Here is a 14211-nt window from a genome sequence, read left to right as displayed (position 1 = left end):
GTCTCTAGGAGCTAGGCCAGATGGTGAACGACGACAAAATCCGCCGCCTTCTCAAGCAGGTGACGGCGGATCTGCACACGACTCGTCGGAGAGTGCGCGAACTCGAGTCGAAGGACGCGGAGCCGGTCGCGATCATCGCGATGAGCTGCCGCTTCCCCGGCGGCGCGAACACTCCCGAAGCACTGTGGGACCTCGTCAGGGACGGCGTGGACACTGTGTCCGCGTTCCCGGGCAACCGGGGCTGGGACGTCGCCGGGCTCTACCACCCCGACCCCGACCACCAGGGCACCACGTACACCCGCGAGGGCGGGTTCGTGTACGACGCCGACGCCTTCGACGCGGGCTTCTTCGGGATCTCGCCGCGCGAGGCACGCGCCATGGACCCGCAGCAGCGCCTCCTCCTGGAGACCGCGTGGGAGGCCGTCGAACGCGCCGGCATCGATCCGCAGAGCCTGCGCGGCAGCCGCACCGGCGTGTTCACCGGCACGAACGGCCAGGACTACACGGCCGTCGTCGCCGAGGCCGCCGACAACGTCGAGGGCTACTCGGGCACCGGCAACACCGCGGCCGTCGTCTCCGGCCGCCTCTCCTACACCCTGGGCCTCGAAGGCCCGGCGGTGACCGTCGACACCGCCTGCTCCTCGTCGCTCGTCGCGCTCCACCTGGCCGCGCAGGCGCTGCGTCAGGGCGAGTGCGGCCTCGCCCTCGCGGGCGGGGTGTCGCTGATGTCGACGCCCACCGCGTTCGTGGAGTTCAGCCGCCAGCGCGGCATGGCCGCCGACGGCCGGTGCAAGGCCTTCGCCGAGGCCGCGGACGGCACCGGTTGGGGCGAGGGCGTCGGCCTGCTCCTGCTGGAACGCCTGTCGGACGCCCGCCGCAACGGCCACGAGGTCCTCGCGGTCGTACGGGGCTCCGCCGTCAATCAGGACGGCGCGAGCAACGGCCTGACCGCCCCCAACGGGCCCGCCCAGCAGCGCGTCATCCGCGCCGCCCTCGCCAGCGCCCGCCTGACGGCCGCCGACGTCGACGCCGTCGAGGCCCACGGCACCGGCACCACCCTCGGCGACCCCATCGAGGCGCAGGCCCTCCTCGCCACGTACGGGCAGGGACGCCCGCGCACCCGGCCCCTGTGGCTGGGCTCCGTCAAGTCCAACATCGGGCACACCCAGGCCGCCGCGGGCGCGGCCGGCATCATCAAAATGGTCATGGCGATGCGCGACGGGATCCTCCCGCGGACGCTCCACGTCGACCGGCCCAGCACGCACGTCGACTGGTCCGCGGGCGCCGTCGAACTGCTCACCGAACGCCGCGCCTGGCCGGAGCAGGAGGACGCCCCGCGCCGCGCCGGGGTCTCCTCCTTCGGCGTCAGCGGCACCAACGCCCACGTGATCATCGAAGAGGCCCCCGCCGCCGAGCCGCAGGGCCAGGCGGAGGAAGGCCCGGACGCGGCCGACGGCCGGGCCGCGGACGCCCCGGACACGCGTCCCGCCGCAGGCCCCACGGTCTGGCCGCTGTCCGGCCGCACCGCGAAGGCCCTGCGCGCCCAGGCCGCCCGGCTGCGCGAGCGGCTGCTCGACGACCCCGCCCTCGCCGCGGACGACGACGGGCGCGCCGACCTCGGCTGGTCCCTCGCCACCGGCCGCTCCGCCTTCGAACACCGGGCCGTGCTCATCGGCGAGGACCGCGACCGGCTCCTCACCGCCCTGGAGTCCCTCGCCACCGAAGCGCCCACCGCCCCCGGCACGGTGACCGGCGCGGTCGCCGAAGGCCGCCTCGGCGTGGTCTTCACCGGCCAGGGCAGCCAGCGCCCCGGCATGGGCCGCGAGCTGTACGAGGCCTTCCCCGTCTTCGCGGACGCGCTCGACGAGGTCTGCTCCCATCTGGATCCGTGGATAGAACGTTCGCTCCAGAGCGTCATGTTCGGTACGGACGCCGACCTCCTCGAGCAGACCGGCTACACGCAGCCCGCCCTCTTCGCCGTCGAGGTGGCGCTCTTCCGGCTCGCCGAGTCCTTCGGGATACGCCCCGAGATCGTCGGCGGCCACTCGATCGGCGAACTGGCGGCCGCGTACGTGGCCGGGCTGTGGTCCCTTGAGGACGCGGCCCGACTGGTCGCCGCGCGCGGCCGGTTGATGCAGGCGCTGCCCCGCGGCGGCGCCATGCTCGCTGTCCAGGCAGCGGAGACCGACGTCGCCCCGCTCCTGGAGGAGGTCGCCGAGTGGGCGGGCCTGGCCGCCGTCAACGGCCCCGCCCAGGTGGTCCTCTCCGGCGACCGCGGCGTCCTGGAGGACCTCGCCGTCCAGCTGCGCGCCGACGGCCGCAAGACCCGCTGGCTCAAGGTCAGCCACGCCTTCCACTCGCCGCTGATGGCCCCCATGCTGGACGAGTTCCGGCAGGTCGCGCGGGAACTGACGTACCAGGACCCGACACTGCCCGTCGTCTCGAACGTCACCGGACGCCTCGCCGCGGCGGACGAGCTGAAGGACCCCGAGTACTGGGTGCGGCACGTGCGCGAAGCCGTCCGCTTCCACGACGGCCTCGGCGCCCTCACCGGCTTCGGCGCCACCACCCTCCTCGAACTGGGCCCCGACGCGATCCTCACCGCGATGGCCCACGACACCCTCACCACCCCCGAGGCGCAGGCCGGACTCGTCCCGGCGCTGCGCCGCGACCGGCCCGAGCCCGACACCTTCCTGACCGCGCTCGCCCGTCTGCACGTGCGCGGCGCCACCGTCGACTGGACCCCGCGGTACGCGCCCCTCGCCGCGCGCCGCCGCGTCGCACTGCCCACGTACGCCTTCCAGCACCAGAGCTACTGGCTGGACACGCTGCCCCCGGGCGCCCCCGCGCAGGCCGCGGCTCCCGCCGACAGCGTCGAGGCACGCTTCTGGGAGGCCGTGGACCACGAGGACATCGGCGAACTCACCGGCGCCCTCGACGTGCCCGAGGACGCCCCACTGACCGACGTCCTGCCCGCCCTGACGGCCTGGCGGCGCAAGCAGCGCGCCAGTTCCGCGCTCGACTCCTGGCGCTACCGCGTCACCTGGAACCCGCTGCCGCCGCAGGCGTCGACGTACGGGCCCGCCCTCACCGGCACCTGGGCGCTGCTCGTCCCCGAGGGCCACGCCGAGCTGCCCTGGAACGCCGCCGCCGAACGCGCCCTGGCCGCCGGCGGCACCCGCGTCGTCGTGGTGCGCGTCCCGGAGGCCACGAGCACCGACCGCGCCGCCCTCACCGCCCTGCTGCGGCAGCGGGAGGCCGCGGAGTTCAACGGCGTCCTGTCGCTCCTCGCCCTGGCCGGGCCCGAGCGGCCCGCCGCCGCGGGGGAGGCGCCGCTCGCCGCTCTGCGCACGGCCGTCCTCCTCCAGGCCCTCGGCGACGCGGACAGCACCGCCACCGTCTGGGCCGCGACCCGCGGCGCGGTGTCGACCACGCCCGCCGAGGCCCCCGCCGACCCGGCGCAGGCCGCCGTCTGGGGCCTCGGGCGCGTCGCCGCGCTCGAATACCCGCAGACCTGGGGCGGCCTCGTCGACCTGCCCGAGGCCGCCGACACCGGTGCCGTCACCGCACTCACCCAGGCCCTCGGCGCCCTGGAGGGCGAGGACCAGGTCGCCGTGCGCGGCTCCGGAGTCCTCGTACGCCGCCTCGTGCGCGCCACCCCCGGCGAGGCGCCGAAGACGCGGTGGACTCCGCGCGGCACCGCCCTGATCACCGGCGGCACCGGCGCGCTCGGCGCGCACGTGGCCCGCTGGCTGGCCCGCGAGGGCGCCGAGCACCTGGTGCTCACCAGCCGCCGCGGCCCCGACGCGCCCGGCGCCGCGGAACTCCGTACCGAACTGGAGGCGTCGGGCGCCCGCGTGACGGTCGCGGCCTGCGACGTCGCCGACCGGGACGCCCTCGCGCGGCTCCTCGCGGACATCCCCGAGAACGCGCCGCTGACCGGCGTGTTCCACACCGCGGGCATCCTCGACGACGGTGTCGTCGACGGCCTCACCGAGGACCGCGTGGCCGGCGTGTTCCGGGCCAAGCTGGACTCCGCCCGCCACCTGGACGAACTGACGGCGGGCCTCGACCTGTCGGCGTTCGTGCTCTTCGCCTCCTTCGCCGGTGTCGTCGGCGGCCCGGGCCAGGGCACGTACGCCGCCGCCAACGCGGCCCTCGACGCCCTCGCCGAGACCCGGCGCGCCGCCGGGCGCGTCGCGACGTCCATAGCCTGGGGCCCCTGGGGCGGCAGCGGCATGGCCGCCGAGGGCGCGGCGGCCGAACGCCTCAAGCACGGCGTGATGCCGCCCATGGACCCCGACCTGGCGATCGCCGCCCTGCACCAGGCGCTGAGCCACGACCAGACGCTGACGTCCGTCGTGGACATCGACTGGGCCCAGTACGCGCCGGGCTTCACCGCGACGCGGCCCAGCCGCCTCTTCGCGGACGTCCCGGAGGCACGCGCGGCCCTCGCGCCCGCCGCCGAGCCGGCCGGCACCCCGGGCCCGGCGGCGGGAGCCCCCGCGAACGCGTTCGCCGACCAGCTCGCCGCCCTCGCCCCCGAGGACCGCGAGGCCGCCGTCCTCGACCTCGTGCGCCGGCGCGCCGCCGACGTCCTCGGCTACCCGAGCGTGGACGACATCCAGGTCACCCGCGCCTTCCGCGAGCTGGGCTTCGACTCGCTCACGGCGGTCGAGCTGCGCAACCTCATCGGCGCGGCCACCGGCCTCAAGCTGCCCACCACGCTCGTCTTCGACTACCCCACACCGGCCGCGCTCGCCGCCCACCTGCGCACCGAACTCCTCGGCGACGAGGCTACGACCGCCCCGACTGCCCCCGCCACGGGGGGCGCGGCCACCGACGAGCCCCTCGCCATCATCGGCATGAGCTGCCGCTTCCCCGGCGGCGTCCGCAGCCCCGAGGACCTGTGGCGGCTCGTCGCCGACGGCGTCGACGCGATCGCCGAGTTCCCCGCCGACCGCGGCTGGGACACCGGCGCGCTCTACGACGCGGACGCGGACCGGACCGGCACCTCGTACGTCCGCCAGGGCGGATTCCTGTACGACGCCGGACAGTTCGACGCCAAGTTCTTCGGCGTCAACCCGCGCGAGGCCCTGGCGATGGACCCGCAGCAGCGCCTCCTCCTGGAGACCGCGTGGGAGGCCTTCGAGCGCGCCGGGATCGACCCGGCAGGGCTCGGCGGCAGCCAGATCGGCGTCTTCGCGGGCACCAACGGCCAGGACTACACCGCCGGCGTCGACCACGTGCCCGACGAGGTCGAGGGCTACCTCGGCATCGGCAACGCCGCGAGCGTCGCCTCCGGCCGCATCTCGTACACCTTCGGCCTCGAAGGCCCGGCGGTCACCGTCGACACGGCCTGCTCCTCCTCCCTGGTGGCCCTGCACCTGGCCGCGCAGGCGCTGCGCCAGGGCGAGTGCACCATGGCCCTCGCGGGCGGCGTCTCGGTGATGTCGACCCCGGCGACGTTCGTGGAGTTCAGCCGTCAGCGGGGCCTCGCGACCGACGGCCGCTGCAAGGCGTTCGCGGAGGGCGCGGACGGCACGGGCTGGGGTGAGGGCGTGGGCCTGCTCCTCGTCGAGCGCCTCTCGGACGCGCGCCGCAACGGCCACCAGGTCCTGGCGGTCGTTCGGGGCTCCGCCGTGAACCAGGACGGTGCCAGCAACGGTCTGACCGCCCCCAACGGGCCTTCGCAGCGCCGCGTCATCCGCGCCGCCCTCGCCAACGCCGGCCTGACGGCCGCCGACGTGGACGCCGTCGAGGCTCACGGCACGGGCACCACCCTGGGCGATCCCATCGAGGCGCAGGCCCTGCTCGCCACCTACGGCAAGGAGCGCGCGGCCACCGACCCGCTGTGGCTCGGCTCCATCAAGTCGAACATCGGGCACACGCAGGCCGCCGCCGGTGTCGCCGGTGTCATGAAGATGGTCATGGCGATGCGGCACGGCGTCCTGCCCAAGACCCTGCACGTGGACGCCCCGACGTCCGAAGTGGACTGGTCGGCGGGCGCCGTCGAACTCCTCACCGAAGCCCGCGCGTGGCCCGAGCACGGTGACGGCACGCCCCGCCGCGCGGGCGTCTCGGCGTTCGGCGTGAGCGGCACGAACGCCCACGTCGTCGTCGAGCAGGCCCCGCACGGCGAGCCGGAGGCGACGGCGGCGGACGGCGGCGAAGCGCCCACGTCCGTGCTGCCCCTCGCCCTGTCCGCCAAGACACCGCAGGCCCTGCGCGAGCAGGCCGACCGGCTCCTGAACCGCCTGCGGGCGGACTTCGAGGCGGCCCCGGCGGACGTCGGCCTGTCCCTCGCGACGACCCGCTCCCGCTTCGAGCACCGCTCGGTCGTACTCGGCCGGGACCGCGAGGAACTCCTCACCGGGCTCCAGGAACTGGCGTCCGGGGCCCCCACGGCCACGCGGGCCGTGTCCGGGCGCGCCCCGGACGGCACGGTCCGACCGGTGTTCGTCTTCCCCGGCGAAGCCGCCGGGTGGACCGACGCCGTACGGGAACTCCTCGACGGATCGCCGGTGTTCGCCGCCCGCATGCGCGAGTGCGCGGACGCGCTCGCCGAGTCCGGGGGCGGGGACCTGTTCGAGGAACTGCGCGCCGACCGGGCGGAGGCGACGCGGCCGGTGCTCTTCGCCGTCCTCGTGTCGCTGGCCGCCGTGTGGCGGGCGGCCGGTGTCGAGCCCGCCGCCGTGGCGGGCCACGGCGCGGGCGAGATCGCCGCAGCCTGCGTGGCCGGTGCCCTGACCCTGCGGGACGCGGCCCGCGTCGCGGCCCTGCGGGAGCGGTCCGCCGAAAGCGCGGCTGACGAGAGCGCGGCTGACGAGAGCGCGGCCGACGCGCTCGCCGCCCTCGCGCCGCGCCCGGCCGACACCCCCCTGTACTCCACGACCACGGGGGAGTGGCTCACCGACAGCACCCCCATGGACGCCGGGTACTGGCAGCGCGACCAGCGGCAGCAACCCCCCGTCGAGCAGGCCGTGACGGGTCTGCTCGACGCGGGCCACGGCCTGTTCGTCGAGGTCGCCCCGCACACCGTGCTCGGCGACGCGCTGCGGCACGCCATCGAGGCCGACGGCCGCCCCGCCGTCGTGATCGACTCCCCGCGCGGCGCCGACGACGGCACGCACCGGCTCATGACCGCCGTCGCCGAGGCCCACGTCCACGGCGTCGAGCTGGACTGGGCGGCGCTCTACCCCGGCGCCCGCGCCACCGTCGACCTGCCCACATACGCCTTCCAGCACGAGCACTTCTGGCTCGTCGACGGGCGGGCCCCGGCCGACGCGGCGCGGCCCGCGACGGACGACACCGACGCCCGCTTCTGGGAGGCCGTGGAGCGCGAGGACCTGGAACAGCTCGCCGCCGAGCTTGAGGTGGCGGAGGAGTCCGCCGCCGGCCTCGGTTCCGTGCTGCCCGTCCTGTCGTCGTGGCGGCGCCGGCGGCGCGCACGCTCCACCGTCGACGCCTGGCGCTACCGCGTCACGTGGAAGCCGCTGACCGGCGGCCTCCCCGGCCCGGCCCTCACCGGCCGCTGGCTGGTCGTCGTACCGGAGGCGGCGGCCGCGCACCCGTGGACGGCGGGCGTCACCGACGCGCTGACCCGCGCCGGAGCCGAAGCCGTCGCACTGCTCGCACCCGAGGGCGAGGCGACCCCCGAGGCCCTCGCCGACCGGCTCCGCGCCCACGCGCGGGACGGCGTCGAGCCCGCGGGCGTCGTCTCCCTGCTCGCCCTCGACGAGTCGCCCCTCGCGGACCACCCGGCCGTGACCGCCGGGCTCGCCGGCACCGTCGCGCTGGTGCGCGCCCTGGAGGACACCGGGACCGGGGCGCGCCTGTGGGCCGTCTCGCAGGGTGCCGTCTCCACCGGCCGCAGCGACCGCCCGACGAGCGCCGCCCAGGCCCAGCTGTGGGGCCTCGGCCGCGTCGTCGCCCTGGAGCACCCCGAGCGCTGGGGCGGCCTCGTCGACCTGCCGCAGGCCCCTGACGCCCGCGCCGCGGCCCGGTTCGCCGCCGTCCTGGCGGGCATCCCCGCCACCGACGGCGACGCGGGCTTCGAGGACCAGCTCGCGGTGCGCGGCTCGGGCGTCTTCGCCCGCCGCCTCGCGCACGCGCCCCTCGACACCCGCCCGGCGGGGGAGTGGACGCCGCGCGGCACCACCCTCATCACCGGCGGCACCGGCGCGCTCGGCGCGCACGTGGCCCGCTGGCTGGCCCGCGAAGGCGCCGAGCACCTCGTCCTCACCAGCCGCCGCGGACCCGACGCCCCCGGCGCCGCCGAACTGAAGGCGGAGCTGGAGGAGTCGGGGGCCACCGTCACCGTCGCCGCCTGCGACGTGGCGCGGCGCGAGGACGTCGTACGCCTCCTCGACGAGCTGACGGGCGACGGGCACACCGTCCGCTCCGTCTTCCACGCCGCCGGCGTCAGCCCGGCGCTCCCCCTCGCCGACACCACCCCCGCCGGCCTCGCCGACGCGCTGGCCGCCAAGGCCGCGGGCGCCGCCCACCTCGACGACCTCCTCGCCGACGCGGACCTCGACGCCTTCGTGCTGTTCTCGTCCATCGCCGCCGTCTGGGGCAGCGGCGGCCAGGCCGGATACGCCGCCGCCAACACCTTCCTCGACGCCGTCGCCGAGCGGCGCCGCGCCCGCGGCCTGACCGCCACCTCCGTCGCCTGGGGCGCCTGGGGCGGCAGCGGCATGGCGGCCACCGCCGAGGCCGAGGAGCACCTGCGCCGGCGCGGCGTGGCACTGCTCGCCCCGGACCTCGCCGTCGCCGCGCTCGCGCAGGCCCTGGCCACGGGCGAGACGTGCCTGACGGTGGCGGACGTGGACTGGGAGCGGTTCGCGCCCGCGTTCACCGCCGCCCGGCCCAGCCCGCTCCTCGGCGCCCTGCCCGAGCTGCGGCCCCGGCCGAAGGCCACCGCGGCCGCCACGGCGGGCGACACCGCGCCCGTGTCGGCGTGGGCCGCCGAACTCGCCGGGCGCCCGCAGGCCGAGCGGCAGCGCCTCGTCCTCGACCTCGTGCGGACCGAGGCGGCCGCCGCCCTCGGCTACGCGGGCGCCGAAGCCGTCGAACCCACCCGCGCCTTCCGCGAGCTGGGCTTCGACTCCCTCACGGCGGTCGAGCTGCGCAACCGGCTCACCGCCGCCACCGAGGTCGAGCTGCCCGCCACCGCGGTCTTCGACCACCCGTCGCCCGAGGTCCTCGCCCACCACCTGCTGGGCGAACTCACCGGCGCCGCCCCGGCCGCGACCGCCGCCCCGGTGCCCGTGGCACACCCGGCCGACGTGGCCGACGACCCCATCGCCATCGTGTCGATGAGCTGCCGCTTCCCCGGCGGCGCCCACACCCCCGAGGCGCTGTGGCAGCTCCTCGTCGACGGCACGGACGCCATCTCCGTCTTCCCCGCCGACCGCGGCTGGGACCTCGACGGCGCCGCGCGCTACAAGCCCGAGGGCGGCTTCGTCTACGACGCCTCCGAGTTCGACGCCGGCCTCTTCGGGATCTCCCCGCGCGAGGCCCTGGCGATGGACCCGCAACAGCGCCTCCTCCTGGAGACCGGCTGGGAGTTGTTCGAACGCATCGGCATCGCCCCCAAGTCCCTGCGGGGCAGCTCCACCGGCGTGTTCGTCGGCTCGGGCTTCCAGGGGTACGCGACCGGCCTCGACAGCGTCCCCGAAGGCGTCGAGGGACACCTCATGACAGGCACGTCCGGCAGCGTCATCTCCGGCCGCCTCGCCTACTCCTTCGGCTTGGAAGGCCCGGCCGTCACCGTCGACACCGCCTGCTCCTCCTCGCTCGTCGCCCTGCACCTCGCCGCGCAGGCGCTGCGCCAGGGCGAGTGCGACCTCGCGCTCGCGGGCGGCGTCACCGTGATGGCGACCGCGGGCGCCTTCGACGAGTTCAGCCGCCAGGGCGGTCTCGCGGGCGACGGCCGCTGCAAGCCGTACGCCGAGGCCGCCGACGGCACCGGCTGGGGCGAAGGCGCGGGCCTGCTCCTGCTGGAGCGCCTGTCGGACGCCCGCCGCAACGGCCACGAGGTCCTCGCGGTCGTACGGGGCTCCGCCGTCAACCAGGACGGGGCCAGCAACGGCCTGACCGCCCCCAACGGCCCCTCCCAGCAGCGGGTGATCACCCAGGCCCTCGCCAACGCCCGCCTCGCGCCCGAGCAGATCGACGCCGTGGAGGGCCACGGCACGGGCACCGCCCTCGGCGACCCCATCGAGGCCCAGGCCCTCCTCGCCACCTACGGCCAGGACAGGCCCGCGGACCAGCCGCTGCTCCTCGGCTCGGTGAAGTCCAACATCGGCCACACCCAGGCCGCCGCCGGTGTCGCCGGCGTCATCAAGATGGTCATGGCCATGCGCCACGGCCTGCTGCCGCGGACGCTCCACGTCGACCGGCCCAGCACCCACGTCGACTGGTCCGCCGGAACCGTCGAACTGCTCACCCAGGCCCGCGAGTGGCCCGACCGCAACGGCTCGCCGCGCCGCGCCGGCGTCTCCTCGTTCGGCGTCAGCGGCACCAACGCGCACGTCGTCGTCGAACAGGCGCCCCGGCGCGCCAAGGCCCCCGCCGAGCCGTCCGGGCCCGCCGACGCGGCGGCCACCGGCGCCGTGGCGTGGCAGGTCTCGGCCCGCAGCGCGGAGGCCCTGCGCGCCCAGGCCGGGCGGCTGCGGGAACGGCTGCTCGCCGACCCCGCCCTCGCCGCGGACACCGCGTCCCGCGCCGACGTGGGCTGGTCCCTCGCCACCGGCCGCTCGCTCCTCGAACACCGGGCCGTCGTCCTCGGCCGGGAGCGCGACGACTTCCTGACCGGCCTCGACGCACTGGCCTCCGGCGCGCCCGCGGGCGCCGTCACGGGCACGGTCGCGGAGGGCCGCCTGGCCGTCCTGTTCACGGGCCAGGGCAGCCAGCGGATCGGTATGGGCCGCGAGCTGTACGAGGCCTTTCCGGTGTACGCGGACGCGCTGGACGAAGTGTGTGCACATCTGGACCAGTGGATAGAACGTTCGCTCCAGAGCGTGATGTTCGGTACGGACGCCGACCTCCTGGAGCAGACGGGCTACGCGCAGCCCGCCCTGTTCGCGATGGAAGTCGCGCTGTATCGCCTGGCGGAGTCCTTCGGCGTACGTCCGGAGATCGTCGGCGGTCACTCGATCGGCGAGCTGACGGCGGCGTACCTGGCCGGGCTGTGGTCTCTGGAAGACGCGGCTCAACTGGTGGCCGCGCGGGGTCGTTTGATGCAGGCCCTGCCCGAGGGCGGGGCGATGCTGGCCGTCCAGGCCACGGAAGCCGACGTGCTGCCCCTGCTCGACGGGATCGCCGACCGTGTGGGCGTGGCGGCGGTGAACGGCCCGGCGCAGCTGGTGCTGTCCGGTGACCGCGCCACCCTCGAAGGCCTGGAGCACACGCTTCGCGAGCAGGGCCGGAAGGTGAAGTGGCTGAAGGTCAGCCATGCCTTCCACTCGCCTCTGATGGACCCGGCCTTGGACGAGTTCCGTAAGGTCGCGGCCAAGCTGACGTACCAGGACCCGACGATTCCGGTGGTCTCCAACCTCACCGGCGAGCTGGCGGACGCCACCGAGCTGAAGGACCCCGAGTACTGGGTCCGGCACATCCGAGAAGCGGTGCGCTTCCATGACGGGCTGAAGGCCCTTGCCGGGCAGGGCGTCACGACGTTCCTGGAGCTGGGACCGGACGCCGTTCTGACGGCCATGGCGCACGACACGCTCACCGAACCCGCCGCACAGACGGGCCTGACAGCCGCCCTCCGCAAGGACCGGCCCGAGCCCGACACGTTCCTGACGGCCCTCGCGCAGCTGCACGTACGCGGCATCGAGGTCGACTGGGCACCCCTGTACGCGCCCGCCGACGCGCGGCGTCGCGTCGAGCTGCCCACGTACGCCTTCCAGCACCAGCACTACTGGCTGGAGACGGCGGACACGGCGGCGGACGCGGACGGGCTCGTGGCCGCGGACGAGGTGGAGTCGCGGTTCTGGGAGACCGTGGAGAGCGAGGACCTCGCCGAGCTGGCCAAGACCCTGTCCGTGCCGGACGACGCGCCGCTGGCCGACGTCCTGCCCGCCCTCACCGCCTGGCGCAGGCAGCGGCGCGAGGTCTCCGCGCTCGACAAGTGGAGCTACCGCGAGTCCTGGACACCGCTCACCGAGGCGGCGGCCGGAGACCTCACGGGCAGTTGGCTCCTCGTCGTACCGGAAGGCCGTACGGACACGCCGTGGAGCACGGCCGTCACCGCCCTCACGGCCGAGCGCGGGGTGCGCCTGGTCACCGTGGAGGTGCCCGGCCACGCCACCGAACGCCACGCCGTCGCAAAGCTCCTGCGCGCGGCGACCGGGGACACCGGCCAGGGCTTCGACGGCGTACTCTCGCTGCTCGCGGCCGGCGACCCCGCCGACGGGGCGGCCGACGACGGCGCCGCGCCGGCGGACGTGTCGCTCGCCCTCGCCCTGATCCAGGCCCTCGGCGACACGGGCGTCGACGCACCCCTGTGGTGCGCGACGCGCGACGCCGTCGCCGTAGGGGCCGCCGACGGCCGCACCGCTCCCGAGCGGGCCGCGCTGTGGGGCCTCGGCCGCGTCGCCGCCCTGGAGTACCCCGAGCGCTGGGGCGGCCTCGTCGACCTGCCCGAGGCGGCGGACACCGCGGCGGTGGCCCGGCTCGCCCGCGTCCTCGGCGGCGCCTGGGCCGGTGAGGACCAGGTGGCGGTGCGCGGCTCAGGCGTCCTCGGGCGCCGTGTGGTGCGCGCGCCCCTCGACGACGCGCACGCCACCGGGTGGGCGCCGCGCGGCACGGTCCTCGTCACGGGCGGCACGGGCGCGCTCGGCGGGCACGTGGCGCGCTGGCTGGCCCGCGAGGGCGCCGAGCACCTCGTGCTCACCAGCCGCCGCGGCCCCGACGCGCCCGGCGCCACGGAACTCCGTACCGAACTGGAGCAGTCAGGGGTCCGCGTGACCCTCGCGGCCTGCGACGCGGCCGACCGTGACGCGCTCGCCCGCGTCCTCGGCGAGATCCCCGCCGACGCCCCGCTCACCGCCGTGTTCCACGCGGCGGGCGTGCTCGACGACGGTGTGCTCGACGGGATGACGGCCGAGCGGTTCGCGACCGTCTTCCGCGCCAAGGCCCGCTCGGCCCGCAACCTGGACGAGCTGACCGCCGGTCACGACCTGTCGGCGTTCGTGCTCTTCTCGTCCTTCGCCGGTGTCGCGGGCGGCCCAGGGCAGGGCAGCTACGCCGCCGCCAACGCCTTCCTCGACGGGCTCGCCCACGCCCGCCGGGCCCAGGGCCTGACCGCCACCTCCGTGGCGTGGGGCCCGTGGGCGGGCAGCGGCATGGCCGCCGAGGGCGTCGCCGCCGAGCGGCTGCGCGGCGGGATGATCCCGCCGCTCGCGCCGGACCAGGCGATCGCCGCCCTCCACCGGCTCCTCGCCCACGACCGCACCGCGGCCCTGGTCGCCGACATCGACTGGCCGCAGTACGCGCCCGCCTTCACCACGGTCCGGCCCAGCAGGCTCTACGCCGAACTGCCCGACGTACGACGCCTCTCCGGCGCCGCCACCGAAGGCGGCGCCGGCCAGGCGGCCGTGGCAGGGACCCCGGACCTGGCGGCGCGGCTCGCCACCCTGGGCAGGCCCGAGCAGGACCGGCTGCTGCTCGACCTGGTCTGCGAGCAGGTCGCCGCCGTACTCGGCTACAGCGGCGCCGCGGCCGTCGAACCCACCCGCGCCTTCCGCGAGCTGGGCTTCGACTCCCTCACCGCCGTCGAGCTGCGCAACCGCGTCAACGCCCTCACCGGCCTCGTCCTGCCCGCCACGGTGGTCTTCGACCACCCGACGCCCACGGCCCTCGCCGACTGCCTGCGCACCGAACTCGCCCCCGACGCCGCCGACCCCGCGACGCTGCTGCTCGGCGACCTGGACCGGCTCGAAGGCAGCCTCGCCGCCGTCGCTTCGGCCGACGAGATCACCCGTACGAAGGTGGCGGTGCGGCTCCAGGCGGCGCTCGACCGCTGGAAGAACGGCTCCGCCGCCGGCGGGAGCACCTCCGGCGCGGCCGACGAGAGCGGCAGCGGCGGCGACGTCAGCGAGCAACTGGCGTCCGCGAGCGACGACGAGATGCTCGAATTCATCAAGAAGCAACTCGGCAGGGGTTGAAAGGACCCCGAGCTTTAGGTAACGGTAGTTAATT

At 76.0% G+C, this 14211-nt stretch carries 1 protein-coding gene; it reads left to right on the top strand.

Going from position 1 to position 14211, the window contains the following annotated elements; all coding sequences use genetic code 11:
* Positions 1 to 23 precede the first annotated feature (23 nt).
* The gene (locus tag AC07GB_RS15125; RefSeq protein WP_478845664.1) at positions 24 to 14177 is read left to right on the top strand and encodes a type I polyketide synthase; all 14154 of its coding nucleotides are present in this window, start codon (positions 24 to 26) and stop codon (positions 14175 to 14177) included.
* The last annotated feature ends 34 nt before the right edge of the window (positions 14178 to 14211 follow it).

Source organism: Streptomyces sp. NPDC045778 (assembly GCF_056431945.1).
This window is presented reverse-complemented; position numbering and strand designations above follow the sequence as displayed.